The following is a 23,609-nucleotide window of genomic DNA, read 5'->3' on the forward strand; positions in this document are numbered from 1 at the left end:
GGCCGATGGGGTGGGAGCCACCGGCTCTCTCGGGCCGCTCCTACCGGTTAGTTCACGGCGGTGTGTTCTCGCATGTTGAAGGTGCCGGTTTCGATCCAGAGGGTGTTGTGGACGATGCGGTCCATGATGGCGTCGGCGTGAACCCCGGAGCCGAGGCGCTGGTGCCAGTCTTTCTGGGCGTACTGGGTGCAGAACACGGTGGAGGCGTGTCCGTAGCGGCGCTCGAGGAGTTCGAGCAGCATGCTGCGCATGCCCTCGTCGGGCGGGTCGAGTAGCCATTCGTCGAGTACGAGCAGCGTGAAGGCGGCGTACTTTTTCAGGAACGTCGTCTTGCCGTTCGGCTTGTCTTGCGCCAGCGCCCACGTCTCGGCCAGGTCCGGCATCCGAATGTAGTGCGCCCGGATTCGGTGGGTGCAGGCTTGCTTGGCCAGGGCGCACCCGAGGTAGGACTTGCCGGAGCCGGTGAAGCCCTGGAAGACGACGTTCTGGTGCCGGTCGATGAACGAGCCCGTGCCCAGTTGGGCGATCACGCCCTGGTCCAGGCCGCGCTCGTGGAGCATGTCCAGCCGCCTGAGGTCGGCGTTGGGATAGCGCAGGCCGGCTCGCCGGATCAGGCCCTCGACTTTGGCGTGGGTGAACGTGGAGTGGGCCTCGTCGACGACGATCTTGACCTGGTCTTCGAATCCCATGCCGAGCATGAGGGTTTCATCGCGGGCCTCGAACGCCTCCAGCAGCGCGGTGGCGCCCATCTCGCGCAGCTTGCGGCGGGTCTCTGGGTCGAGCCGGGTCATCGGGCACCTCCTGCGGCGTAGTAGTCGGCTCCACGCACGTAGCCGCCGGCCTCCGCGGGCGGATCCCCGGCCGGTGGGGTGGGTTTGTCCTGCCCGGTTTCCAGGATCGGGCGCAGGTGGGCGTACCGCGGGGAGCGGATCGGCCCGGCCAACGCGATCCGGCACGCGGCCTCGACCCGCTCCGCTGAATAGCGGCGGGTCAACCGCAAGACGGCCAGAGCGGGGTTGATGCCCTGCTCGGCGACGGGCACCGATTCGAAGATCCGATCGGTGACGACCAGCGCCGAGGGGCCGACTCGTTCGGCCCATTCACGGACTCTGCTTTGGTCCCACTGCCGGTACTTCGGCCCGTCCGGCAGATCGGCATCGCTCGTGCGGTATTCGTTGACCACGGTCTCGGGCAGCAGCACGTGGCTCGATAGCCGCTGGTGTCCGCGGTGCACTTCCAGCATCGACTCGGTGATGCGCAGGTCGACCTTGGCGCCCACGTGCGGGTACGGCACGGAGTAGTAGTTGCGGGCGAACGACACGTGGCCGTTGCGTCCGACCTTTCGGCCGTAGAACCAGCGGCTGATCTCGTACCCGGTGGCCGGCAGCGGCCGCAGCAGCTCCTTCTCCTCGGAGGTGAACACACTGGTCCGCGAGCCAGCTCGCTTCTGGAACGGCTCGGCGTTGTACGCCTCGAGCTGGTCGGCGATCGCCGACTTGAGCTCCGGAAGCGTCGCGAACTGCCGCGTCCGGAGGGCGGCGATGACCCAGGTGGCCACGTGCGCGACGGTGTTCTCCACGCTCGGCTTGTCCTTGGGTTTGCGCACCCGGCCCGGCAGGACCGCGGCCGAGTAGTGCGCCGCCATCTCCCGGTAGGCGTCATTGAGGACGATCTCGCCCTCACGGGGATGGGTGATCACGCCGGTCTTGAGATTGTCCGGCACGATCCGCGGGACCGAGCCGCCGAAGAACTCGAACATCCCCACGTGAGCGCGCAGCCAGGTGTCCTGCTTCATGTCCAGGGTGGGTTCGACGAAGGCGTAGCGGGAGAACGGCAGGCACCCAACGAACAGATACACCCGCCTCGCCTCGCCAGTGACGGGATCGGTCAGGTGCATCGTCGGGCCAGACCAGTCCACTTCGACGGTCTGCCCAGCCTTGTGCCCGACCCGAGAGGCCAACCCGGCGACCTGCACGTGCTGCTGGTACTGCTTGCAGAACCGGTCGTAGCCCATCGCCGGGGAGCCCGAACTGGCGCAGAGGTCGGTGTACTCGCCGTGCAGGAGCTTCATCGTCACGCCGACCCGGGCCATCTCCCGATGCACCTCGGCCCAGTCGGGCTCGGCGAACACGCTGTCGTGCTCACCCCGTCCGGGGAACAACAGCGAGTACACCTCGCCGTCCGGTAGGTCTGCGACGTCGTCCCAGCTGAGCTCGGCGGCATCGGCGGCCTCCAGTACTGCCGCGACGCTGTTGCGCGAGATCTGCTGCGAGGCCGCGATCGCCCGCCCGGACAGGCCTTCGGCCCGTAACTGCAAGACGAGTTTCGCCTTGATCTTCCTTACCATTGGGAACCGCTCCTTCCGCCAGGTGCCCGTTACACCCAGCGGGAGGAGCCTAAGAAGGTGGCTCTGAAGCCGAATAACGGTGGCTCCGACGGCGTCCAACGCGTCAAGCCGCCGCTGGCTCCCAGGCCCGATATGACTGGCCCTCAGAAGAGCGAATACTCACATGGAATCCGGTTCCTCCGAGCTTCCTCCCCACCACCCCAACTGCCTTGGCTGTGGACCAGAGAACCCGAATGGTCACTTCCTCTCGGTACGGCGTGACGGAGACGGCGTCGTCGCACACCACCAGTTCGACCAGCGCCACGTCGGGGCACCGGGCATTGCACACGGCGGCGCGGTAGCGACCGTGATTGACGACCTCTTCGGCTTCTTGCTGTATTCGGTCGGCGAGCTCGCCGTGACGCGCCGTCTCGAGCTCGAGTATCTTGCGCCAGCACTACTCGACACCCCGTACATCCTGCGCGCTGCAGTTCGGTCTCGCGATGGCCGGAAATTGGACCTCAAGTCCACGATGGAGGATGCAGAGGGCCGCACTGTTATTACTGCCACTGCCCTGTTCATCGTGGTCGAGGTTGAACACTTTTTGCAGTCACAGAGAAACTCGAGGGCTTAGGCCAAACTCACCGCCGCGAGCACCAGGCCCGAATACGTCGAGGGTGTCGGCGGAGCCTGAAGCTATTGAACGCCACGCCCAAAGAAAGGGCGAAGCTGAAGGCACCGTGCATTGCCAGTTGCCCTGTACGAGTCAACCAAGTGGCAGCGCTACCTACGACGGAACCCCGTCGGCGGGTGGCCGGTCCAGTGCTTGAAAGCGTGTGAAAAGCTGGCGAGGTCGCTATATCCGAGGTCCGTGGCGATCTCGCTCGCGGACACAGATCCGTCCAGTAAACGAAGAATCGCGTACTCACGAATGACCGACTGGCGCAGTCCGCGATAGGTCATCCCTTCCTCAGAGAGGCGCCGCTTAAGTGTGCTCGTAGAGATGGAGAGTTCGTCTGCAATCCACTGACTTCCACAATCTGCGGGACGCTTCTCTATCAGACGTCTCACCTTGTCCGAATACGAGGCGATTTTACTCCGCTCGTCGAGCCTTCGCTGCAAGTCACTGATAGCGAGTCGATACGCCACGGGGTCAGAGAACCGGCAGACGTGATTGACCGCGTCAACGGGAAAATGCAGAATGGACAGTGAAGCGTCAAATACCAGGCGACCAGCTAACCGATCCTGATCCACGGGCAGACCTTCCGGAGCGGGCCAACCCAGTGAGAGTGTGATGTCTGGTGCATCGCCAACGAGTATATTCAGCAGCCTCAGCAGGACCGCACCACAGTAGGTGACCACTAGGGAGTCTAGCCCCGGTAGTTCACGGGGATCTGCGGATCGCTGGGTGAAAATAGACCGAAGTGCTTCCTGAACAGGGGAAACTGGGACTTGTCTAAGGTTCCTGATCCTCAAGCAGAAAGCACTCGGTAGGTGAAGCGTACTTCGTGGTCGTCTGGTCTGTCGTTCTCCGTCGAGGATGTCGGGGTGATTGCTCATGCCGGGGTCATCGCGCCGCGTCTTCTGGCTGATCGCGTCGGCCTGACCGCCGAGCTGTCGGGGGCCATGGCGCAGCGCCGATCCATCCCGATCCATGACCGTGGCAGGGTGTTGACCGATGTCGCGGTGATGCTCACAGGTGGCGGCACGTCCATCGCCGACATCCGCGTCCTGCGCCACCAATCCACTGTCCTGGGTCCGGTCGCCTCCTCTCCGACGGTGTGGCGCGCCCTGGACGAGGTCACCGCTGGTAAACGCAAAAAGATCCAGGTCGCGCGGGCCCGTACGCGGCGGCATGTGTGGTCCCAGCTGCCCGGCGGGGTGCCGGCCTCCAAGTGCGCGGGCCGGGATCTGGGGGACACGGTCGTGCTCGATGTGGACGCCACCATCGTGGTCACCCACAGCGAGAAAGAACAGAGCGCGCCGACCTACAAGCGCACCTTCGGCTACCACCCGATCGGCGTGTGGTGCGACAACACAGAAGAGTTCCTCGCTGCGAGCTTGCGGCCGGGCAACGCGGGGTCGAACACCGCGGCCGACCACATCGACGTCCTGGGGCAAGCCATCGCCCAGATTCCCGCCGCCCATCGGCGTGATGTGCTGATCCGATCCGACGGCGCCGGCGCCTCCCATGACCTGTTGGAGTGGATCTCCGAGCAGAATCGGATCCGTGGTCGGCGGGTGGAGTACTCGGTCGGCTTCTCGATCACCGCCGGAATCCGCCGGGCCATCGCGATCGCCCCCGACACCGCGTGGGGGCCAGCGGTGAATCAAGACGGCGACCTGAGGCCGGGCGCGGAGATCGCCGAGCTGACTGGACTGCTGCCGCCCAGGATGCTCGCCAAGTGGCCCGACGGGATGCGGGTCATCGTACGCCGCGAGCGGCCCCACCCCGGCGCCCAGTTGTCGATGTTCGAGGAACTCGACGGGTGGCGCTACCAGGCGTTCGTCACCAACACCGCCACCGGTCAACTGCAGTTCCTCGAGGCCAGGCATCGGGCTCACGCCCGGGTCGAGGACCGCATCCGCCACGCCAAAGACACCGGCCTGGGCAGGCTTCCCTCGCGAGAGTTCGCTCTCAACCAGGCATGGCTGGTGGCGGTGATGATCGCCGCCGACCTCGTCGCCTGGACCCGGATGCTGGCCTGCACCGGCGCCGCCACCATCCTCGCAGCGTGCGAGCCCAAAGCGATGCGCTACCGCTTCCTCCACGTCGCCGCCCTACTGACCCGCAGCAGCCGACGTAGACGGGTCAAAATCCCCGAGACCTGGCCCTGGGCCACCGCCATCGAAGCGGTGTTCCACACGATCGCCGCGATCCCCAAACCGGCCTGACCCCACCTGCCCACCCACGACAGCACCACCCGGAGACCCGCCCACCGGCAGCGCCAGCCGGCGCCCAAACACGTCTACACGACCCGCCGGACACAACATCCGTAGAAACCCGACTCCATCACGCCCCATGAATCAGCGGGGCTAAGGCGTCCTTCGAACCGGCAGCACCGACGAGAAGCTCGATGAGTTCGACAGGCTTGGCGTAGCGGAAGCCGTCAAAGTCCTCTCCAAACAGTTGCTTAAGCCGGTAGCTTCCTGCCCGCGCATCCAGATCGATTACGCTCCGCAACGTACCGCGGAAGTCCTTGAGATAGTCCTTCATTTGGACGATTTGATCGAGTCGCTTCGGGAAGACGACCAAACCTTCGTCAATGTACCGCTGCATCGTCTGCGGCGGGAAGCGATACCCGTTCGCCGGCATCCGGTACGAGCCCCGAGCTGTCGGCTTATCCACTACGCCCTTTTTTGTGACACCGTACTGGTAGCCACCCTTCTTCGGGTTATGGACTCGGTACGCAACCTGATAGGGGCCATGCTCATCGAGATGCGTGTAACGAGCGAGCCTGCCCAGAGAATCTCGACCGTTGGCGCGAACCATCGACGCCCATTCCTTGGCAAGAGCAGTACCTTCAAGCTCGGAAGCGACTAACTCCTCATAGCGCTCGAGGAGAACATCGCGCATCTCGTCAGCGGGGGAAGTCCACACTTTCGGGACATGAGTGATGTTCTTCGCGTAGCAAACGATGTACTCGTGTTCGATCTGGATACGAGATGGGTTGTTGTCGGCCGAACCTCGCCAGGTGATGACACCGATACGGTTCTTCTCGTCAAATATCTCATCCATGAGCATCAGGAGACGACCGAGCTCGATGTCGTTGATTGAGATAAAAATCACGCCGTTTTCGGCCATCAGCGACTTCATAGCGACCAGACGCGGTGCCATGTAATTGAGCCACTTGGTGTGCCGACCTCCATCAACGTTGGACACGTAGACGGCGTCGCTTCCGTCAGCATCTGGGTCTTGGAAACGTGCATCGCTGTAGCGGAAGTCGTTGCCCCCACGGTTATATGGCGGATCGATATAGATGACGTCGAAGGACTCCGAGTACTGCGATCGTAGCGACACCATCACCTGTAGGTTGTCGCCCTCGATCACGAGGTTGCTACCGTCATCGGGCTGGAACGACAGTTCATCGTGCCGCTCGAGCACGCGCGGGGCAGGCACCTGCGACTTGTAGGAGCGTCGCCCCTGCCAGTGGAGGTGCAGCCCTGCTTCTTCACGCACGGACTCGAGGTCCGGCCAGTCCTGGTCAGCCATGCGCGTGATTCTGCCAGCCACCTCTGACATCACTTTGCGCGTACCGTATCGCCCCTAGTCCGGGGGATCCTTCGTGTCGCGTCGTCTGGGCGCCTGGAGCGCGCTGCGCTGCCGCTACCGCGCCAGGAAGTGACCGCTGATGTCGTTCGTTCATGACGCCTCAGCCCCTCACTCTAAGTAGGTTCGATCTATGCCATCAGACGCGGCCTGGGACGACGTCTTCGGAAACCTCGACGTACGGACGCTGGGGCATGAAGCGTCTGGATCTCATCGACGAGCGGATCCAGGACGCGCTCCAGGGCAATTCCTAGGCAGCGCTTGCGGCTGGCGAAGAGGGCAACTCGCGAGGGACGCCGCGCTGCATACATTCCTCGACGGCATCTGGGGCGCCTGCAGCTTCTCGTGCCACGTCGTCTGCGAACGTGAGGTCGCTGGCGTGCTGCCACCTCGCGTTCGAGATTGAACGGTGGCCTGTCGGAGAACTGAAAGTCATTCGGGCGCCTCCGAGACTAGTCAGCCAACATGGAACTCGCGTTCTCTGGCCTCTCCGTTCTCGGTCCAGCGGATGCGCAGAATATCAGGATCATCGCCACCCATCATGTGTTCGACATTGACGCGGCGGGTCTGACCGGCGTGGATGGTCGTGGGCGTGGCATAGCTGAGGACGAAAATGCCGGGGTTCTCGCCGACGGCGTCGAAGGTGACATCTGTTGCGTCCTGATCACCGGTGTTCGTCACGTCGATCCAGTGGCGGGTCTTGTAGCGAGGCTTGCCCTTCTTGTCATAGTCCCGGATCTCGCGCTCTTGCTGCGGCTGTACCTGGAACTGGACCCCGCCGGCGGGCCGGTTCAGCACCGGTACGCCCAAGTCGAGGTTCGCGATGTCGAACTCGATGGCCTTCCAGACCTCATGTTCGAGTTGGGACACGTTGCTGAACTCGCCGAGCAGACCTCGGTCCTGGATTTGTCGCTTGAACGCCCGCAGCCCCTCCAACTGCTTCGTGTCAACGTCGGTGGGCAGCGGCGCTGTCGAGAAGTACAGGTGAACGGGCTTGCCCAGCTCTACGGCGCGCTCGATCTCCTCGACCGTTCCAGAGACCGCGCCCGGCGTGGGAGAGCCAAGCCGACTGCCAAAGAGCGCGAAGACGACATCGGAGTCGTCCACGCCCTGAGCGTTGATGAGCGACTGTGGGTGGTCACCCAGCTGAGGCACCGATGACGTCTCCCACCGCCAGGGCTGCAGGATGACCTGCTTGTTGCGGGCATTCGCGTCGTTCCACCCGTAGACCGCAGCTTCGACCGCGTCCCGAGCTTCAGCGGTATCTGACGGAGACGCGATCATCACGCGCAGTACATTCGCAACATAGGCCATAGCCACAACGGTACGGCTAAGCACTGACACCGCTGCAGGGACGCGACAGGGCGCCTCCAAGATTCGCCCGTTTGAGGAGGCCCCATGCCGACCCATACCGATCCTCGCCGCGGTCCCATTGAGGCACACGAAGCGCTGCGCGGCCTCGCAGACGCCAGCCGTGCGATGGAGCACCGGCCTACACGGACTCGATCCTGGGCGAACTGTTGGCCGGGGTGCGGTCGTTGCGGCAGCCACTCGACCAACTCGCTACCGCCCAGCTGACTCATCACGGCGGCACGCAGGACACGCTGTCGATCAGACGACCGGTGTATAACCTCTTCAGGCAGGCACCATGTCCGACATCATCGAGGAACGCCTCGGTGCCACCATGACCCGTTTCGGACACGTCGCCTTGCGCCCCGCCAACACCGTCGCGGCGCAGGATCAGGTCGAGCGACCGAACGGCTACAGGACGTGCTGCACCGAGTGTTCGACCAGCTCGAAGCCGCAAGCGTCGACCAACGGTAGCTCCTCGGACCCCAGAAGGACATGCTCGACGCAGAACGACTGAAGCTCGTTTGGCCCACTACGCCGACGCGATCCCGCTGGACCTCCTCAGAAGTGAGCAGGAACGCATTCACACCGGCCACACCTAGATCACCAGATGTCTCGATACCACGACGGCCACATATACAGTGCCGAGACGGTCGCGACGAGATTCGCGACCTGCTCACCGACCTCGGCGGTCTCGACAACTAATGCGAACCCGCTGAAGGCTGCATCCTCAATCGAGCCCTGTTTGACCGCATCATCGTCGACCAGCACGAGAATCAGCGTCGTCCCTGCCGAGCCCGCCGCCAGCGTCCTCGCCCATGCCAACACCGACGTCCCCGAGCCAGATTCCCCACAAACGAACATGCCCCGCACTCAGGCGGGGCAGGCATCGATACTCTCAACTTTGTGGAGCTAAGGGGAATCGAACCCCTGACCTTCTCGATGCGAACGAGACGCGCTACCAACTGCGCTATAGCCCCTCGCCGCCCTCGCGGGCCGCGATGCCCCTCTTCCGAACTCTTCCAAGAGGCTGTGCCGCCCTCTCGAGCAGCGTGGAACACCTTACCAGCATGGTCGGGCAGCCGACCAAATCGGGGGTCCGATCAGCCCACCGCGCGCCGCAGCGGCTCGCGGTGATGACGCCGCTGAGCGTGGTGACCGGGGTCGGTGTCCAGGTCCTCGCGGTAGGTGTCGAGCACGTCGAAGGCGGGGTCCTCGTCGTCGATCTCCAACACCACCGCGCCGGGCCGGCGCAGCCGCGGCGGCACGATCGACAGCTCGTCGTCCTCGCGGGACTCCACGCCCAGCCGGGCGCGACGCAGGCGCTCGATGCGGCGGCGGCGCAGGCTCTCCTCCAGCTTCACCTGACGACGCAGGTACGTGAGGTAGGCCGCGAGCAGCAGGACGGAGCCGCCGGCGAACCACCACACCGCCGGGACGGTGAGCAGGGCCAGGACCACGGCGACCACCGAGAGGCCTACCAGGATGAGGGCCGTGCGCTGCCGGGCGTGCGCGCGCTGCTCGGCGGCCTGACGGTCCGCCATCGGGTCGTAGGCCCCGCGCCCACGACGCCGCTCGGCGAAGTCCAGATCGGCGTCGGTGAGCTCCACCTCGGGCTCGGCCGGACGCCGACGACCGCGGTGGGTGAGCACGGCCTCCTCGTCGATGCCCGCCGCGTCCTCGGCATGACCCGTGGACCCGGCCGACCGCTCCCCCGCGGAGCGTTCGACCAGCTCGCCGTCGACGACCACGGGCCGACGCGCGTCCTCGTCCGCGTCCACACCGGCGTCGTCCACGCGCACGTCACCGACATCGGTGGCCACGGCCGACGCGCTCCGCTCCGACACGGCGGCCACCGCGCGCACCGCGTCGCGTTCGTCCGCCACCACGACCGCCGGGATCTCCGAGGTGATCTCCTCCGAGGCCTGCTCGTCGCCGTGGACACGCTCGCCCCCGGTCGCGGCGGCGCGCCGCTCCTCCATGGCGCGGCGCACGGCCTCGCCACGGCGGCCCGCGGCCTCGCGGCGCAGGGTCTGCTCTAGCAGGTGCTCCCACGTCTCGGTGTCGAGCAGCTCGGCGTCCGTCGCGCCCGCCCCGGTCGGCAGCCCGAAGACCGACTCCTCGGATTCGGCCTGCACGGGGTCGGCCGCGGCCCGCCCACGACTGGGCACCAGGCGGCCGGAGCCGCCGGAGTACAGCGTGCGCGTCTGCGCCAGCGCGTCACCGGTGCGGCGGATGGGATTGCGCGACCGGATGAGCAGCGGCGCGAGGACGAACAGCCAGACCACCACCAGCAGGATGATCAGCAGCGAGCTCGACATCGATCAGGCCTCCTCGAGCGTCTACCCCGACTCGGGACGTCGTGGTGAGGATCCAACCGTAACGGCGCGCGAGCCCCGTGAAGCGGCGGCGCGCCGCAGGTCACGATGCTCAGGACATCCTCAGGCGCGCCGGGCCCGGCCGGCCTCGACGAGCGCCGCCACCGCGCCCCGGCCGTGCTCCTCGCGGGTGCGGGCGACCAGGAGATGATCGCGCCACGCGCCGTCCACGTGGAGGTAGCGCCGCAGCAGCCCCTCCTCGCGGAATCCGCACCTCTCGAGCACCACGCGACTGGCCGTGTTCTCCGGCCGGACGGTCGCGTCCACGCGGTGCAAAGCACCCGGCCCCAGGGCGTGGTCCACGCCCAGTGCCAGCGCCGCGGTGGCCACCCCGCCGCCGACGAACGGGCGGCCGACCCAGTAGCCGATCCACCCGGAGTGCAGGGCGCCGCGCACTATGCCGCCCACGGTGAGCTGCCCGCAGAAGCGGCCGTCGAGCTCGATGGCGGCGGGCAGGGTCGCCCCGGCGCGGGCGTAGCGCCGGAGCTGGGCGTGGATGGGAGGCCAGGCGCGCGCGGAGTTGTTCTCGTGCCACCGGCCCTCGACGGTCGGCTCCCACGGCTCGAGGTAGTCCCGCTCGAACAGCCGCAGCGCCGACCAGGCGCGCGCGTCCCGTCGGCGTACCGGCCTCAGGGTGACGACGCCCGCGGGCACGCGCAGCGGCCCCGCCTCGAGGGGCCACCCGGGGTGGGCGGCCGTGTCGGCGGTCAACGCGTCCCACACGCCGCTCACGCCCCGGTTCACCCCCGCTGGGCGAGGAACATCACGTCGACCTCGTCACCCGCCCTCACGGCGGTGACGCCGGGATCGATCACGACGAGGCAGTTGGCCTCCGCGAGCGACGCGAGCAGGTGCGTCGAGGACCCCTGGGCACCGCCGAGGGCGCGGACCAGGTACTCGCCCGTGTCCGTGTCGCGCATGAGCTGCCCGCGCAGGTAGCCGCGACGCCCCTCGACCGACGAGATCGGCGCCACCGTGCGGGCGCGGACGGTGCGGCGCATGGGCTGACGCTTGCCCAGCGCGATGCGGATGAGGGGCCGCACCATGATCTCGAAGACCACCAGCGCGCTCACCGGGTTGGACGGCAGCAGGAAGGTGGGGACCTCGTCGCGACCGAGCCGGCCGAAGCCCTGCACCGACCCGGGGTGCATGGCGACGCGGTTGACCTCGATCTGCCCGAGCTCGGCCATGACCTGGCGGATCCGGGTGGTGGCCTCTCCGCCGGCGGCGCCGGAGACCACGACGAGTTCGCTGCGGACGAGCTGACCCTCGAGCACCTCACGCAGTCGTGACGGCTCGGTGCTGGCGATGCCCACCCGGTGGACGTCGGCACCGGCGTCACGGCCGGCGGCGGTGAGGGCGTAGGAGTTGACGTCGTAGACCTGCCCGGTGCCGGGTCGACCGTCGACGTCCACGAGTTCGTCGCCCACGGAGATGACCGACATCCGCGGCTTGGGGTGCACGAGCACCTTGGCGCGGCCGACGGAGGCGAGAAGGCCGACCTGGGCGGGACCGATGATGCTGCCGGCGCGGACGGCCACGTCGCCGGGCTGGACGTCGTCGCCGATGCGGCGGACGTAGTCACCGGTGCGGACGGTGCGGGTCGGGACGATCTGTCGGCCGTCGGGGGTGGCCCAGCCCACCGGCAGGACGGCGTCGGCGAGGGTCGGGAGCGGCGCGCCGGTGTCGACGCGCACGGTCTGACCGGGTTGCAGCCGGATGGGCTGGCGGGAGCCGGCGGAGATCTGGCCCACCACGGGCAGGGCGACGGGGCCGTCCGGAGCGTCACCGCCGCGGTCGCCGGGGCCGTCGGGCCGGACGTCGACGCTACGCACCGCGTAGCCGTCGATCGCGGCCTGGTCGAACGACGGGAGCGGGCGCTCGGCCACGACCTCCTCCGCGCACAGCAGACCCTGCGCCTCGGAGATCGCCACGCGCACGGGGCGCGGGGCGACCGCGGCCGCCGTCACCAGAGCCAGCTGTTCCTCGACGGAGCGCACCAGGTGCTCCTTTCCCGTACCCGTCACCCGCGCGAGCGGACCCGCCTCACCAGTGGAAAAGGGGTTACGACCCCAGTCGGCCCGAGAGCCACTCGCGGAGGTCGTCCGCGTACGCCGGGTTGTCCAGCGCGAAGTCCACGCACGCCTTGATGTAGCCGCCGGGGTTGCCCAGGTCGTGGCGGGTGCCGTCGTGGACCACCACGTGCACGGGGTGGCCCTCGTCGATGAGCAGGTCGATCGCGTCGGTGATCTGGATCTCCCCGCCGGCGCCCGGCTCGGTCCGGCGCAGCGCGTCGAAGATCGCGCGGTCGAGCACGTACCGCCCGGCCGCGGCGAGGTTGGAGGGCGCGTCCTCGGCGGCCGGCTTCTCGACCATGCCGAGCACCTTCTTCACCGACGGGTCGTCGGTGTCCTCCACCTCGAACACGCCGTAGGAGGAGACGTTGTCCGGGTCCACCTCGAACGCGCACAGCACGCTGCCGCCGCGCTCGGCGCGGACGGCGTTCATCTGACCGAGGATCCCGAACGGCAGGACCAGGTCGTCCGGCAGCAGCACCGCCACGGCCTGCTCCTCGTCGCCGAGCACCGACTCGACCTGCGCGATCGCGTGTCCCAGCCCCAGGGGCTCGTCCTGACGGACGTCGACGACCTCGATGAGCCCGGGCGCGCGCTGGACCTTATGCAGGAGGACGTCCTTGCCGCGGTCCTCGAGCGTGTCCTCGAGGACGGTGTCCTCGGCGAAGTGTGCCATCACGCCGACCTTGCGCTCGGAGGTGACGATCGCGAGCCGCCCGGCCCCCGCCTCGGTGGCCTCCTCGGCGATGAGCTCGATCCCCGGCGTGTCCACGACGGGCAGGAGCTCCTTGGGCACCGTCTTGGTGGCGGGCAGGAACCGGGTCCCGAGACCGGCCGCCGGGACGACGGCGGTCCGGAACTGCGGCGCGGGTGAGGTGTCGGACGTCATGGCGACCACCTTAGACCGCGTACCCGGCACCCACGTGTGACGCCACGCGCGGCAGACTGTGGCTCATGTCGCAGGACGACCCCGACGTCGGCGCGGGGCCCACCACCGACGCCACCGTGAAGGCACGGTTGCGCCGGGAGGTCCTCGCGCGCCGCGCCGCCGTGCCCGCGCCGGTGCGTGTCCGACGTGACCGGGCGATCCTCGACCACCTGGCGCGGATCGTCACCGCGGGGATGGTCGTCTGTGCGTACGTGCCCGACGACGACGAGGCCGGCGGACGGGGTCTGCCGGAGGAGCTGGCGCGCCGCGGTGCGCGGGTACTGTTGCCCGTCTCCCCGGCGCGCGGCCCGGTGGAGTGGGCGGCGTACGCCGGGCCGGCGGATCTGGTTCGGGGCCGGTTCGGCATCCTCGTGCCGTCGGCACCGCCGGAGGGACCCGAGCGCATCGCCGACGCCGATCTCGTGCTGGTGCCGGCCGTGGCCGTCGACCGCTCCGGCACGCGGCTCGGGCGGGGCGGCGGCTACTACGACCGCTCGCTCGCACTGGCCGGTCCCCGCACCCGACTCCTCGCGCTGGCCGACACGGAGAACGTCCTCGAGCACATCCCCGCCGAGGCCCACGACCGCCCCGTACACGGCGTGATCACGCCGGACGGGGTTCTCGACTTCGGAACTTGGCACTCGCCGGAGTAGAGTGCCAATCACAATCCGATACGTCTCGGGAGGCCAGATGCCCACCTACTCCTACCGGTGCCGCGACTGCGACGTCGCCTTCGACATCCAGCAGTCCTTCGACGAGGACTCGCTGACGGTCTGCCCGCAGTGCAACGGCGGCCTGCGCAAGCTCTTCAACACGGTCGGTGTCGTCTTCAAGGGCTCCGGCTTCTACCGCACGGACAGCCGCGGCGCCGGCGAGGGCGGCTCGTCCGGCTCGGCCTCGTCCGGGTCTGGCTCCTCGAACGGCGGCTCGTCGAACGGCTCGTCGAGCGGCGGGTCCTCGCCCACCGGGTCCTCGGGATCGGGGTCCGGTTCCGGCTCGAGCGCCACAGCCGGTGCCGGCTCCTCCTCGGGCTCGGCCAGCTCGTCGTCGTCCTCGTCGTCGTAACCGGCCTGGCGCCTCGCTCCCGCGCCGGCACACCCGCAACGCAGCCGCTCCCGGGGAAGGCGTCTCGCCCCTACACCTGCGCACCCGCAACGCAGCCGCCCCCGGGCATGGCGCCTCGCCCCTGCACCTGCGCACCCGGAGCGCAGCCGCTCCCGGGCATGGCGCCTCGCTCCCGCGCCTGCGCACCCCGCAACGCAGCCGCTCCTGGGATGGCGTCTCGCTCCCGCGCCTGCACACCCCGCAACGCAGCCGCTCCCGGGGATGGCGTCTCGCCCGCTCTTCGGGGTGGGCGAGACGCCATGGCGGGTAGCGGCTGTGTTCGCGACGGTTCACGGTCTGAGCCCGCTATTCCCCCCGGCCCCGCGCTCGGGCCCCCGCTGCTTCCCGACCCCACGACCGTGACGCGGCGTTTCTCCACACCCCCGTCCGCCTCCACAGGTCTCTCGCGTAGGCGCTCGCGGCGCGGCCGTCGCCTGTCGCGCGCGGCTACGGTCTGACCGACACCGCCGGGCGACGGCGGCATCGCTGATCGCGCCGCGGGCGCGCCGACCGACGGGGGATCCCATGCGCCGCACCATCGCCTCGGTGACCACGCCCGGGCGGTGGCGGCGGCGACGCACGGCCCGGATGGCGTTCGCGGCCGCGCTCGTGGTGGCAGCACCGTTCGTCGGCCGGTCCGAACCCGCGGAGACCACCGGTCCCCAGCCCGACGCCGCGGCCTCGGTCACCGCCGCAGACGGCGGCCCGGCGCTACCCGTGCGGGTCGTCCCCGTCGCCCTCGCCGATCCCGCCGTGGCCGACCTGCTGCAGCCCGGCGACCTCGTCGACCTCGTCTCGACGATCGACGCCGACGCCCACGACCCCGGTGCTCACGCCGCCGCGCCCGATCTCGTCGTCGCGCGCGCGGCCCGGGTACGCGACACCCCGGCCGGACGGTCGGGCGCCCGCTCCGTTCTCGTCGAAGTCCCCGAGGACCTCGCCGCCCACCTCGCCGCGACGGCCGCCACGAACCCGCTCGCCGTCGTCGTGCACGGCTGAGCGGCCGCGCGAGGTATTCCACGGTGGCGCGTCCTGCTGATATTCTCCGTGCCGATTCGGCAGCACGGTGACTACATCTGACAGGGGCGAGCGATGCTCAAGGGTTTCCGCGATTTCATCATGCAGGGCAACGTGATCGACCTGGCCGTGGCCGTCGTGATCGGCACCGCCTTCGCGTCCATCGTCGACGCGTTCACCAGCGCGATCATCAACCCGCTCATCGCGCTGCTCGGCGGCGACAAGGAGATCGGCTTCGCCGTCCAGCTCCTGGAGAACAACCCCGAGACACTGATGGACTTCGGGGCGCTCATCTCGGCGGTCATCAACTTCCTGCTCATCGCCGCCATCATCTACTTCGTGCTCGTGGGACCCATGAACAAGATGAAGGAGGCCGCCGCTCGCCGGAAGGGCATCGAGGCCCCCGCCACGGACAACGAACTCCTCGTGGAGATCCGTGACCTGCTCGCCGGGCGGCCGCTCGCGCACCCTTCCGACCCCGAGAACCCGGCCAACGAGTCCTGACGGCACCGCCCCGGCGGTGGAGCGGCGGAGCGTTAAGGGGCACATCCGGCAGCGGCCGCGTGCCCTGTAGACGATGTGGCGGGCGCTGCCGGAGCGGCGGACGAGGTCGGTCGTGGAGGGACCGGTTCAGTCGTGGTGAGGCGGGCGTTGCTCGCGCCACCAGTCGTCCCGGAGTCGGGTGTCTCTCCCGCGCGCCTCGTCTGAGGTGGTCTCCGGCAGCGTCTCGCCGAACACCTCGTCGATGCGCCTGCGGTCCGCGGCGCGGCGGTCGGCACTATCGGGAGTGCTCCCCCGGGTGCCGGCCCGCCGATCGCCGTCGGAGTCCCGCGAGCCGGTCACAGACCGTCGAAGCCCGACAGCTGCGCGACCACGTACGACACGAGCGGGCACAGCGTGGCCATCCCGTCGCGAATGGCGGCCCGGCTCGGCGCGAGGTTCGCGACCACCGTGCTGCCGGAGACGCCCACGTGCCCGCGGGAGACGATCGAGTCGACGGCGCCCGCGGTGAGGCCGGACGAGCGGATGGCCTCGGCGATGCCGGGCAGTCGCTGGTCGAGGATCTCCTCGGTGACTTCCGGCGTGATGTCGCGGGGGCCGACGCCGGTCCCGCCGATGGTGACGACGAAGTCGAACCCGCCGACGACCGCGGTCTCGAGCGCCTTGCGGACCTCCGACTCGTCGGCCGCCACGCCGACGACCCCGCCCACGAGGAAGCCCTCCTCCTCGAGCAGCTCGGTGACCAGTGGACCGATGAAGTCCTCCCGCTCCGGCATCCGGTCCGTGACCACCACGACCATCGCACGGCCGGCGATCGCCGGCTCCGGCGGCTCTACGGCCGTCGGGTCGAAGTCCACGTTCGTGGGGAGCTTGCGGCCTCCGGGCAGGGCCCTCGGATCGAATCTGGTGCTCATCTGGCCTCTCCCAGTGCAACGTCGACGGTGTTCGGCGGTTCGCCCTCACGAGAAGCATAGGTGACGGACACCGTCTCCCCCGGAGCGCGGGACCGGATCGCCGCGACGAGCGCGTCACCGTTCTCGATGAGCCGCTCGCCCACGCGCGTGACGATGGCGCCCTCCTCGATGCCCGCGCGGTCCGCCGGGCCGCCGGGCTCGACCGACCGCACCAGCGCGCCGTCTCCGGCCGGGGAGTCACTCACCGTCACCCCGAGCACCGCCCGGGTGGCGAAGCCCTGCTTGATGATCTGATCGGCGATCCGGCGGGCCTGGTCCACCGGGATCGCGAAACCCAGCCCGATCGAGCCCGAGTTGCCCGAGCCCAGCGACGCGATGGCCGAGTTGATGCCGATCAGCTCGCCGTTCATGTTCACCAGGGCGCCACCGGAGTTGCCGGGGTTCACCGCGGCGTCGGTCTGGATCGCGTCGATCACCGTGCTCTGATCGGACTGCGCGCCACCGGCCCGCACCGGGCGCTCCAGTGCCGAGACGATGCCGGTCGTGACAGTCCCGGACAGCCCGAGCGGCGAGCCGATGGCGGCCACGGCCTGCCCCTCGTTCAGGTTGGCGGACGTACCGAGCGCGACCGGCGTCAGCGGGCGGGGCGCCTCGGCCTTGATGACCGCGATGTCCGTCGCGGGGTCGGTGCCCACGATGCTCGCGGGTGCCTTCGAGCCGTCATCGAAGCGCACCTGGATGGAGCCGCCGGCGGTGGCCATCGCGATCACGTGGTTGTTGGTGATGATGAGCCCGTCCGCGGTGAGCACGACCCCGGACCCCTCGCCCCGCCCGGTCTGAGAGCGCACGTCGATCGAGACGACGCTCGGCAGTACCTTGTCGGCGACCGCCTCGACCGTGCCGTCCGGCGCCTGGCTCACCGGCTGGGTGGCGCTGATCGGCGAGGACAGCCCCTCTCCCGATCCACCGGCCACCGTCGCGCCGATCCAGCCGCCGAGTCCGCCCGAGACGAGCATCGCGGCCACGATGCCGGCCACGACGAGCCCCTTACCGGCCTTGCGCGACGCCGACCCGAGCTCGCCGCCCACGTGCTCCGGTCCGCCAGGGAAGGCTGCGCCCGTCGGCGCTCCCGGTCCCGCGGGGCCCGCCTGACCCGGCTGCGGCTGCTGCGGAGGGAACGCGGCGGTGGCGCGGGCGTCGTCGCCCCACCCCTGAGGAGGACCAGCCGCTCCGGCCGGGCCAGCCTGACCGCCGGGCCCGGCCGGTCCGCCGGGTCCGGTTGGACGCTGCTCTCCGTACGGGTACCGGCCGGGATACGGGCCGCGGCCCGTGTACGGGTTCTGTCCCGCTGGCCACTGAGGGGATCTGCCGAGGCCTGCGGCCGATCCGGCCGCCCATTCGTCTCCGGGGCCCCGGTCGCCCGGGCCCCGACCGTTCTCGTTCTCCATGGCCCCCATCGTCCCTGACCGCGCTGTGCGTCCGCTGAACCGCGCTGTGCGTCCGCTGAAACCCACCCGGGCCGGACGGCCCACTGTGGGCGGCAGCGACGGCACCGGCGCCCGTCAGTTGGGGAACTGCTCACTGCCGGGGATGGTGAGGCGCACCTGCGCGCCACCACCCTCGGCGTCACCGATCTCCACGGTCCCGCCGTGTCGGGTCGTCACCTGGCGGACGATCGCCAGACCCAGACCGGACCCCGGCATGCCGCGTGCCTCGCTGGATCGGTGGAACCTCTCGAACACGAGCTCCCTGTCCTCCTCGGGGATACCGGGCCCTTCATCCGACACCGTCAGCTCCATCACCGCGTCGGACACTGGCCGCATCCGCACCGTCACCGTGCCGCCGGCGGGACTCCACTTGGCTGCGTTGTCGCACACGTTGAGCACCGCCCGCTCGATCCCCGCCGAATCGCCGTACGAGTACCACGGCCTCAACTCGACGTCGAACTCCACATCATGGCGGCGGCGGCGCACCCGCTCGAGCGCGCGCTCGACGGCCTCGGACACCGCGACCGGCTCCAACTCGACCTCGCCGGAGTCCTCGCGGGCGAGTTCGACGAGATCCCCGACCAGCTGGCTGAGCTCGGAGATCTGCCCTACGACGTCCTCCTCGAGGGATCGCCTGTCCGCATCCGGGATCGACGGTGCGCCCGGGCGACTGGCGGCGATGAGCAACTCGACGTTCGTCCGGAGGCTCGTGAGGGGGGTCTTGAGTTCGTGCCCGGCGTCCGCCACGAGGCGCGCCTGGCGCTCGCGGCTCTCCCCCAGGGCGACGAGCATCTGGTTGAAGCTGCTCGTCAGGCGCGCGATCTCGTCGTCACCGGCCACGGGGATGGGCCGCAGGTCGTCCGTCCGGGCGATGCGCTCCACCGCCCTGGTCAGGCGGGCGACCGGCGCGAGCCCGGTCCGCCCCACCGCCGTTCCCGCCACCGCGGCGAGCGCGATACCGGCCGCACCGACCAGCGTGAGCACGATCGCCAGACGGTTGAGGGCCGCCCTCGTGGGGCCGAGATCCTGCGCGAGGATGAGCGTGGACCCGTCCCGGACGGCGACCGCGTAGATCTGCTTGCCGCTCGAGGTCCGAAGACTCGAGTCGGACTCCCCGCGCACGACGGAGATCTCCGGACCGCCGATCTGGAACGGTTCGCCGGTCGCGGTACGTACGCCCGACGGCGCCACGATCTGCGCGTCCAGGTTCGGATTGAACGCCCGGAGCGCGATCAGGGTGCTGCGGGACTGCAGCGCGAACTCGGACGCCAGCTGACTGTTCACCAACTGATCGGCCTGCTGCTTCAGCCGACTGTTGACGTCGCTGTACATCGACCCCGACACGACGAAGTACGCCGCGACGGCCATCAGGGCCACCGCGACCCCCACCGAGCTCGCGGCCAGCAGGGTGACCCGCTGGTGCAGCGAGATCGGAGCGGTTCCCGTCCGCATCGCGCGGGCCGGCACTACGGCGTCTCGCGCAGCACGTACCCCACACCGCGGACGGTGTGGATCAACCGGCTCTCACCCTCGCCTTCCGTCTTGCGGCGCAGGTAGCCGATGTAGACCTCGAGCGCGTTACCCGACGTCGGGAAGTCGTAGCCCCACACCTCCTCGAGGATGTGGCTGCGGGTCAACACCCGACGCGGGTGGTGCATGAGTAACTCGAGCAGGGAGAACTCGGTGCGGGTGAGCTGGATACGACGCTCGCCCCGGCTGACCTCACGGGTCGCCAGATCCATGCGCAGGTCCTCGAACTCCAGGACCTCGTCCACCTCCTCGGCGTCGGGACCGCGACGACGCAGCAGGGCGCGCAGGCGGGCCAGGAGCTCCTCGAGCGCGAAGGGCTTGGGCAGGTAGTCGTCGGCACCGGCGTCCAGGCCGGCGACACGCTCGGATACCGCGTCCCGCGCGGTGAGCATGAGCACGGGGAGATCGTCGCCGCGGCTGCGCAGGATCCGGCAGACCTCGAGGCCGTCGCGACGCGGCATCATGACGTCGAGGATCACGGCATCCGGCCGGTCGGCGTCGACCCTCTCGATCGCCTCGACCCCGTCACCCGCCAACTCCACGTCGTAACCGTTGAACGTGAGGGAACGCCGGAGCGATTCGCGTACGGCCTGGTCGTCGTCCACCACGAGGATCTTCATAGAGGAAAGTCTCGCCCACCCGGCTGAAACCCGGCTGAGGAAGCCTCAGGCAGGTGGTTATACGCCGACGAGCCCGGCAGGCCCGTGGGGACCTGCCGGGCTCGTGACCGGCGTGTGCGTGCGGCGCTTGTCAGCGCCGCAGTACTCGACTGTCAGCGCTCAGGGGCGACTCAGCGGTCGAGGTCGATCAGGCCGAGCTTGGCGGCCTTGACCAGCCGACGCGGCAGCGCCACGGGGCGGCCGTCGATCTTGGTCTCCTGGAGGGCGACGTTGTCGGCCTTCCACTGGGAGCGGCGGGAGTGGGTGTTGGCGCGCGAGAGGCGGCGCTTGGGAACTGCCATGGTTATCGTCCTCGGGGTCTAGGAGGTGTACCGGGGCGCGGACGCCCCGCGTCTCACTTGGCGCGACGGGCGCGGTTGCCGTAGCGGCGCTGGAACTTCTCGACGCGGCCGGCGGTGTCCATGACGCGCTGCGCACCGGTCCAGAAGGGGTGCGACTCGCTGGTCACGTCCACGACGATGAGCGGGTAGGTCTGACCGTCCTCCCACTCGACCGTGCGGGAGCTCGTCGCGGTGGAACGGGTGAGGAACTTGGTGCCCGTGCCCGAGTCCTGGAAGACCACCGGGTGGTAGTCGGGGTGGATGTCGTTCTTCATACTGGATCCCTCTAGCTCGGTAGAAGTCTGTGGGTCTGGCGCTCGCCCCGGCAGGGGCGCGCAAGTGCCAGTGGCCGAACCGGGGATTCCGGTGTCAGCACACGCATCGAAAGATCGTACCCGTAGGATGGCCGGGCACCCAATTCGAGCGTCACGCGATGGCGCCTCCGGGCACCGAATGCGGCGCTGACGTGCCGATTACCGTTTCGCGCGGTCGGGCCGTAAACTAGACCATCGCTGTTGTCTGCACGTTTGCTATCGCCCCTCACGGTGTTCGCGACGTGGCGGTACGCCCCCCGCACGGCTCAGGCCGTGTCGGGACGCGAACCCCGCCGCGCGCCACCGATGGACGGGGCGGAAGGAGAACCACGCCATGTCGGCGCATTGCCAGGTAACGGGACGGAAGCCGGGTTTCGGCAAGTCCGTCTCGCACTCACACCGCAGGACCAACCGTCGCTGGAACCCGAACATCCAGCGTCGTAGCTACTTCCTGCCCTCGGAGGGTCGTCGCGTCACGCTGACCGTCTCCACCAAGGGCATCAAGACCATCGACCGCGATGGCATCGAGGCCGTCGTGGCCCGCATCCGTGCCCGTGGGGAGAAGATCTGAGATGGCCCGTAACGACATCCGCCCCATCATCAAGCTGAAGTCCACGGCCGGCACCGGGTACACCTACGTGACCCGCAAGAACCGTCGTAACAACCCGGACCGCATCGTCCTCAAGAAGTTCGACCCGGTCGTCCGTAAGCACGTCGAATTCCGAGAGGAGCGCTGACCCGTGGCCAAGAAGTCCAAGATCGCGCGCAACGAGCAGCGCAAGGCCAAGGTCGCCCGGTTCGCCGAGCGCCGCGCCGAGCTCAAGGCAATCATCAAGAACCCGGAGACCACGGACGAGGCCCGTCTCGAGGCCCAGACCGCTCTCAACAAGATGCCGCGTGACGCCTCGCCCGTGCGGGTGCGCAACCGCGACGTCGCCGACGGCCGCCCGCGCGGCTACATCCGCAAGTTCGGCCTCTCCCGCGTCCGCATGCGCGAGATGGCCCACCGGGGCGAGCTCCCCGGTGTCACGAAGTCGAGCTGGTGAGTAGGTAACCATGGCTAAAGCACGTAGCACCCCGTCCAAGAAGATCCGTGCCCAGGAGGGCCGTCGACCCAAGAAGAACCCGCTGAAGGTCGCGGGTATCGAGACGGTCGACTACAAGGACGTCAACACCCTCCGCACGTTCATCTCCGACCGCGGCAAGATCCGTTCGCGCCGCGTCACCGGCCTCACGCCGCAGCAGCAGCGTCAGGTCGCCGTCGCGGTCAAGAACGCCCGCGAGATGGCCCTGCTGCCGTTCACCAGCCGCTGAGTCACCGCTCGGCGCGGTCGAACCGAACCGCCCGTCCCGCCCGCGGCGTCTAGCCGCCGACCGGACAACAGCAACCCGATCGGGGTCGTGTCTCCTCTTCGAGAAGGAGCGCACGACCCCGATCGGCGTTACCGCCCCTCCCCTGATCTAGGAGTCCACCAGTGGCCGGCGTCCTCAACGGCTTCGCCGTCATCGTCGCGCTCGTCGCGCTGGGCTGGCTGCTCGCCCGGACCCTCGTCCTCGGCACGGACGCTCGCCTGGTGCTCAACCGGCTCGTCTTCTTCGTGGCGACGCCGGCGCTGTTGTTCGACTCCCTCGCCCGCACCACCCTCGACCAGGTGTTCACCGGCGTGTTCGTGGTGTCCGCGGTGTCGGCGATCATCATCGCCGTGCTCTATATGGCGATCGCCCGGCTCTGGCTGAGACGCCCGTCCGCCGACCTGGTGGTGGGCGCGCTGTCCGCCGGCTACGTCAACTCGGCCAACCTCGGCATCCCGATCGCCCTGTACGTCCTCGGCGACCTGGGTTTCGTCATGCCGCTGCTGCTCTTCCAGGTGGTGGTGCTGCAGCCGATCGCCATCGCGGTGCTGGAGCGGGCCGCCCGCGCGGAGGGCGCGGAAAGCGGGGGCGGTGCACTCGGCGCGCTTCTCCAGTCGGTAAGGTCGCCCATCGTCCTCTCCGCGCTCGCCGGCGTCGTCGTGGCCGCGCTGCCCTGGACGCCGTCCGATTCCCTTCTGGAGCCGGTGCACCTCGTCGGCCAGATCTCCGTGCCCGGCGCCCTGCTGGTGTTCGGGATGTCGCTCTACGGCGTCAAGGTCCTCGAGGCCGGCGCCTCCCCGCGCCGGGAGATCTTCCTCGCGAGCGCGCTCAAGCTCATCGCCCACCCGGTGCTGGCGTACGCGATCGGTGCCTGGATGCTGGGCATGCGGGACCACGAACTCCTCACCGTCGTCGTCGCGGCCGCGCTCCCCACCGCGCAGAACGTGCTGGTGGTGGCCACCCGCTACGGCCACGGGACGCTGCTGGCCCGCGACTCCGCGGTGCTGACGACCCTCGGCGCCCTGCCCGTCCTGCTGCTCGTCTCCGCGCTCCTGGCCTGAC

General features: G+C 68.9%; 28 protein-coding genes and 1 tRNA gene. 12 read left to right on the forward strand and 17 right to left on the reverse strand.

All coding sequences use genetic code 11. From position 1 onward, the window contains the following. Positions 1 to 47: 47 nt before the first annotated feature. Both VYL96_RS11095 and istA read right to left on the reverse strand, forming a co-directional pair. Complete coding sequence (locus VYL96_RS11095) at positions 48 to 791, reverse strand: ATP-binding protein (protein ID WP_131886703.1); 744 nt, start codon at positions 789 to 791, stop codon at positions 48 to 50. Continuing rightward, positions 788 to 2,347 (reverse strand): IS21 family transposase, encoded by a 1,560-nt coding sequence (gene istA, locus VYL96_RS11100; protein WP_131886702.1) that lies wholly within the window; start codon positions 2,345 to 2,347, stop codon positions 788 to 790. The genes VYL96_RS11095 and istA overlap by 4 nt, the downstream gene beginning before the upstream one ends. A gap of 163 nt (positions 2,348 to 2,510) precedes the next feature. Here istA and VYL96_RS11105 point away from each other — a divergent pair, with 163 nt between their 5' ends. Next, on the forward strand, positions 2,511 to 2,960 hold the full coding sequence (locus VYL96_RS11105; protein ID WP_329437336.1) for a PaaI family thioesterase: 450 nt from the start codon (positions 2,511 to 2,513) through the stop codon (positions 2,958 to 2,960). 149 nt (positions 2,961 to 3,109) lie between these two features. Here the strand turns inward: VYL96_RS11105 and VYL96_RS11110 are convergent, their stop codons facing one another. Beyond that, positions 3,110 to 3,886: a helix-turn-helix domain-containing protein gene (locus VYL96_RS11110; protein ID WP_329437338.1), complete on the reverse strand. Its 777-nt coding sequence runs from the start codon at positions 3,884 to 3,886 to the stop codon at positions 3,110 to 3,112. On the opposite strand from VYL96_RS11110, the gene VYL96_RS11115 reads away from it, so the two are divergent. Continuing rightward, the gene (locus VYL96_RS11115; RefSeq protein WP_039867814.1) at positions 3,821 to 5,221 is read left to right on the forward strand and encodes an IS1380 family transposase; all 1,401 of its coding nucleotides are present in this window, start codon (positions 3,821 to 3,823) and stop codon (positions 5,219 to 5,221) included. The genes VYL96_RS11110 and VYL96_RS11115 overlap by 66 nt on opposite strands. 118 nt (positions 5,222 to 5,339) lie before the next feature. On the opposite strand, the gene VYL96_RS11120 is transcribed toward VYL96_RS11115, so the two are convergent. Beyond that, positions 5,340 to 6,539, reverse strand: coding sequence for a site-specific DNA-methyltransferase (locus VYL96_RS11120; protein ID WP_165928507.1), 1,200 nt, complete (start codon positions 6,537 to 6,539; stop codon positions 5,340 to 5,342). A 513-nt stretch (positions 6,540 to 7,052) separates the two neighbouring features. After that, a complete protein-coding gene (locus VYL96_RS11125) occupies positions 7,053 to 7,910 on the reverse strand; it encodes a DUF4062 domain-containing protein (protein WP_063972860.1) in 858 nt (285 codons plus the stop codon). Positions 7,911 to 8,244: 334 nt separating this feature from the next. On the opposite strand from VYL96_RS11125, the gene VYL96_RS11130 reads away from it, so the two are divergent. After that, a complete protein-coding gene (locus VYL96_RS11130) occupies positions 8,245 to 8,463 on the forward strand; it encodes a hypothetical protein (RefSeq protein ID WP_131886087.1) in 219 nt (72 codons plus the stop codon). 86 nt (positions 8,464 to 8,549) lie between these two features. On the opposite strand, the gene VYL96_RS11135 is transcribed toward VYL96_RS11130, so the two are convergent. The 6 genes from VYL96_RS11135 to VYL96_RS11160 all read right to left on the reverse strand — a co-directional run bounded on the left by VYL96_RS11135 (position 8,550) and on the right by VYL96_RS11160 (position 13,288). Continuing rightward, positions 8,550 to 8,717: a hypothetical protein gene (locus VYL96_RS11135; RefSeq protein WP_165928508.1), complete on the reverse strand. Its 168-nt coding sequence runs from the start codon at positions 8,715 to 8,717 to the stop codon at positions 8,550 to 8,552. A 136-nt stretch (positions 8,718 to 8,853) separates the two neighbouring features. Next, positions 8,854 to 8,926, reverse strand: a tRNA-Ala gene (locus tag VYL96_RS11140). Between the two features lie 123 nt (positions 8,927 to 9,049). Next, positions 9,050 to 10,267, reverse strand: coding sequence for a divisome protein SepX/GlpR (sepX, locus tag VYL96_RS11145; RefSeq protein WP_131886089.1), 1,218 nt, complete (start codon positions 10,265 to 10,267; stop codon positions 9,050 to 9,052). Between the two features lie 120 nt (positions 10,268 to 10,387). Beyond that, positions 10,388 to 11,047: a GNAT family N-acetyltransferase gene (locus tag VYL96_RS11150; RefSeq protein ID WP_131886119.1), complete on the reverse strand. Its 660-nt coding sequence runs from the start codon at positions 11,045 to 11,047 to the stop codon at positions 10,388 to 10,390. A 17-nt stretch (positions 11,048 to 11,064) separates the two neighbouring features. Then, a complete protein-coding gene (gene glp, locus VYL96_RS11155; RefSeq protein WP_106384921.1) occupies positions 11,065 to 12,324 on the reverse strand; it encodes a molybdotransferase-like divisome protein Glp in 1,260 nt (419 codons plus the stop codon). A 64-nt stretch (positions 12,325 to 12,388) separates the two neighbouring features. Further along, a complete protein-coding gene (locus tag VYL96_RS11160; RefSeq protein WP_106384922.1) occupies positions 12,389 to 13,288 on the reverse strand; it encodes a UTP--glucose-1-phosphate uridylyltransferase in 900 nt (299 codons plus the stop codon). A 65-nt stretch (positions 13,289 to 13,353) separates the two neighbouring features. Here VYL96_RS11160 and VYL96_RS11165 point away from each other — a divergent pair, with 65 nt between their 5' ends. The 4 genes from VYL96_RS11165 (at position 13,354) to mscL (ending at position 15,952) form a co-directional block, all read left to right on the forward strand. Continuing rightward, entirely contained in the window at positions 13,354 to 13,980 is a 627-nt protein-coding gene (locus VYL96_RS11165; protein WP_131886090.1) for a 5-formyltetrahydrofolate cyclo-ligase, read from the forward strand. Positions 13,981 to 14,017: 37 nt separating this feature from the next. Next, a complete protein-coding gene (locus VYL96_RS11170) occupies positions 14,018 to 14,392 on the forward strand; it encodes an FmdB family zinc ribbon protein (RefSeq protein WP_131886091.1) in 375 nt (124 codons plus the stop codon). Positions 14,393 to 14,956: 564 nt separating this feature from the next. Then, the gene (locus tag VYL96_RS11175) at positions 14,957 to 15,430 is read left to right on the forward strand and encodes a hypothetical protein (protein ID WP_131886092.1); all 474 of its coding nucleotides are present in this window, start codon (positions 14,957 to 14,959) and stop codon (positions 15,428 to 15,430) included. Between the two features lie 93 nt (positions 15,431 to 15,523). After that, positions 15,524 to 15,952: a large conductance mechanosensitive channel protein MscL gene (gene mscL, locus VYL96_RS11180; protein WP_131886093.1), complete on the forward strand. Its 429-nt coding sequence runs from the start codon at positions 15,524 to 15,526 to the stop codon at positions 15,950 to 15,952. A 335-nt stretch (positions 15,953 to 16,287) separates the two neighbouring features. On the opposite strand, the gene VYL96_RS11185 is transcribed toward mscL, so the two are convergent. The 6 genes from VYL96_RS11185 to VYL96_RS11210 all read right to left on the reverse strand — a co-directional run bounded on the left by VYL96_RS11185 (position 16,288) and on the right by VYL96_RS11210 (position 21,155). Continuing rightward, positions 16,288 to 16,863: a MogA/MoaB family molybdenum cofactor biosynthesis protein gene (locus tag VYL96_RS11185; RefSeq protein WP_061229037.1), complete on the reverse strand. Its 576-nt coding sequence runs from the start codon at positions 16,861 to 16,863 to the stop codon at positions 16,288 to 16,290. Next, positions 16,860 to 17,951 (reverse strand): S1C family serine protease, encoded by a 1,092-nt coding sequence (locus tag VYL96_RS11190; RefSeq protein WP_243699746.1) that lies wholly within the window; start codon positions 17,949 to 17,951, stop codon positions 16,860 to 16,862. Before VYL96_RS11190 ends, VYL96_RS11185 begins: the two co-directional genes overlap by 4 nt. Before the next feature lie 474 nt (positions 17,952 to 18,425). After that, on the reverse strand, positions 18,426 to 19,802 hold the full coding sequence (locus tag VYL96_RS11195) for a HAMP domain-containing sensor histidine kinase (protein WP_231888982.1): 1,377 nt from the start codon (positions 19,800 to 19,802) through the stop codon (positions 18,426 to 18,428). A 14-nt stretch (positions 19,803 to 19,816) separates the two neighbouring features. After that, entirely contained in the window at positions 19,817 to 20,500 is a 684-nt protein-coding gene (locus tag VYL96_RS11200) for a response regulator transcription factor (RefSeq protein WP_007632785.1), read from the reverse strand. Between the two features lie 170 nt (positions 20,501 to 20,670). Then, on the reverse strand, positions 20,671 to 20,841 hold the full coding sequence (rpmF, locus tag VYL96_RS11205; protein ID WP_007632786.1) for a 50S ribosomal protein L32: 171 nt from the start codon (positions 20,839 to 20,841) through the stop codon (positions 20,671 to 20,673). A 53-nt stretch (positions 20,842 to 20,894) separates the two neighbouring features. Next, positions 20,895 to 21,155: a type B 50S ribosomal protein L31 gene (locus tag VYL96_RS11210; RefSeq protein WP_007632787.1), complete on the reverse strand. Its 261-nt coding sequence runs from the start codon at positions 21,153 to 21,155 to the stop codon at positions 20,895 to 20,897. Between the two features lie 373 nt (positions 21,156 to 21,528). On the opposite strand from VYL96_RS11210, the gene rpmB reads away from it, so the two are divergent. The 5 genes from rpmB (at position 21,529) to VYL96_RS11235 (ending at position 23,608) form a co-directional block, all read left to right on the forward strand. Continuing rightward, positions 21,529 to 21,765 carry a 50S ribosomal protein L28 gene (rpmB, locus tag VYL96_RS11215; RefSeq protein ID WP_007632788.1) on the forward strand — a complete coding sequence of 79 codons (237 nt, stop codon included), beginning with the start codon at positions 21,529 to 21,531 and terminating at the stop codon, positions 21,763 to 21,765. A 1-nt stretch (position 21,766) separates the two neighbouring features. Beyond that, entirely contained in the window at positions 21,767 to 21,931 is a 165-nt protein-coding gene (gene rpmG / locus VYL96_RS11220; protein ID WP_007632789.1) for a 50S ribosomal protein L33, read from the forward strand. A gap of 3 nt (positions 21,932 to 21,934) precedes the next feature. After that, positions 21,935 to 22,240, forward strand: a complete 306-nt coding sequence (gene rpsN, locus VYL96_RS11225) for a 30S ribosomal protein S14 (RefSeq protein WP_007632790.1) — start codon at positions 21,935 to 21,937, stop codon at positions 22,238 to 22,240. 10 nt (positions 22,241 to 22,250) lie between these two features. Next, positions 22,251 to 22,508, forward strand: coding sequence for a 30S ribosomal protein S18 (gene rpsR, locus VYL96_RS11230; RefSeq protein WP_007632792.1), 258 nt, complete (start codon positions 22,251 to 22,253; stop codon positions 22,506 to 22,508). A 161-nt stretch (positions 22,509 to 22,669) separates the two neighbouring features. Next, the gene (locus tag VYL96_RS11235) at positions 22,670 to 23,608 is read left to right on the forward strand and encodes an AEC family transporter (protein ID WP_131886095.1); all 939 of its coding nucleotides are present in this window, start codon (positions 22,670 to 22,672) and stop codon (positions 23,606 to 23,608) included. The last annotated feature ends 1 nt before the right edge of the window (position 23,609 follow it).

The sequence above is a fragment of the Dietzia maris genome, assembly GCF_036287335.1.
Classification (GTDB): domain Bacteria; phylum Actinomycetota; class Actinomycetes; order Mycobacteriales; family Mycobacteriaceae; genus Dietzia; species Dietzia cinnamea.

What these genes read in the sequence shown, in the direction of transcription:
- VYL96_RS11195 (WP_231888982.1), bottom strand. Translation starts at nt 19,802, where the DNA reads ATGCGGACGGGAACCGCTCCGATCTCGCTGCACCAGCGGGTCACCCTG.
- VYL96_RS11210 (WP_007632787.1), bottom strand. Translation starts at nt 21,155, where the DNA reads ATGAAGAACGACATCCACCCCGACTACCACCCGGTGGTCTTCCAGGAC.
- istA (WP_131886702.1), bottom strand. Translation starts at nt 2,347, where the DNA reads ATGGTAAGGAAGATCAAGGCGAAACTCGTCTTGCAGTTACGGGCCGAA.
- sepX (WP_131886089.1), bottom strand. Translation starts at nt 10,267, where the DNA reads ATGTCGAGCTCGCTGCTGATCATCCTGCTGGTGGTGGTCTGGCTGTTC.
- VYL96_RS11105 (WP_329437336.1), top strand. Translation starts at nt 2,511, where the DNA reads ATGGAATCCGGTTCCTCCGAGCTTCCTCCCCACCACCCCAACTGCCTT.
- VYL96_RS11130 (WP_131886087.1), top strand. Translation starts at nt 8,245, where the DNA reads ATGTCCGACATCATCGAGGAACGCCTCGGTGCCACCATGACCCGTTTC.
- VYL96_RS11185 (WP_061229037.1), bottom strand. Translation starts at nt 16,863, where the DNA reads ATGAGCACCAGATTCGATCCGAGGGCCCTGCCCGGAGGCCGCAAGCTC.
- mscL (WP_131886093.1), top strand. Translation starts at nt 15,524, where the DNA reads ATGCTCAAGGGTTTCCGCGATTTCATCATGCAGGGCAACGTGATCGAC.
- VYL96_RS11120 (WP_165928507.1), bottom strand. Translation starts at nt 6,539, where the DNA reads ATGGCTGACCAGGACTGGCCGGACCTCGAGTCCGTGCGTGAAGAAGCA.
- rpmG (WP_007632789.1), top strand. Translation starts at nt 21,767, where the DNA reads ATGGCCCGTAACGACATCCGCCCCATCATCAAGCTGAAGTCCACGGCC.
- VYL96_RS11125 (WP_063972860.1), bottom strand. Translation starts at nt 7,910, where the DNA reads ATGGCCTATGTTGCGAATGTACTGCGCGTGATGATCGCGTCTCCGTCA.
- VYL96_RS11165 (WP_131886090.1), top strand. Translation starts at nt 13,354, where the DNA reads ATGTCGCAGGACGACCCCGACGTCGGCGCGGGGCCCACCACCGACGCC.
- rpsR (WP_007632792.1), top strand. Translation starts at nt 22,251, where the DNA reads ATGGCTAAAGCACGTAGCACCCCGTCCAAGAAGATCCGTGCCCAGGAG.
- rpmF (WP_007632786.1), bottom strand. Translation starts at nt 20,841, where the DNA reads ATGGCAGTTCCCAAGCGCCGCCTCTCGCGCGCCAACACCCACTCCCGC.
- rpmB (WP_007632788.1), top strand. Translation starts at nt 21,529, where the DNA reads ATGTCGGCGCATTGCCAGGTAACGGGACGGAAGCCGGGTTTCGGCAAG.
- VYL96_RS11110 (WP_329437338.1), bottom strand. Translation starts at nt 3,886, where the DNA reads ATGAGCAATCACCCCGACATCCTCGACGGAGAACGACAGACCAGACGA.
- VYL96_RS11095 (WP_131886703.1), bottom strand. Translation starts at nt 791, where the DNA reads ATGACCCGGCTCGACCCAGAGACCCGCCGCAAGCTGCGCGAGATGGGC.
- VYL96_RS11160 (WP_106384922.1), bottom strand. Translation starts at nt 13,288, where the DNA reads ATGACGTCCGACACCTCACCCGCGCCGCAGTTCCGGACCGCCGTCGTC.
- VYL96_RS11200 (WP_007632785.1), bottom strand. Translation starts at nt 20,500, where the DNA reads ATGAAGATCCTCGTGGTGGACGACGACCAGGCCGTACGCGAATCGCTC.
- VYL96_RS11175 (WP_131886092.1), top strand. Translation starts at nt 14,957, where the DNA reads ATGCGCCGCACCATCGCCTCGGTGACCACGCCCGGGCGGTGGCGGCGG.
- VYL96_RS11170 (WP_131886091.1), top strand. Translation starts at nt 14,018, where the DNA reads ATGCCCACCTACTCCTACCGGTGCCGCGACTGCGACGTCGCCTTCGAC.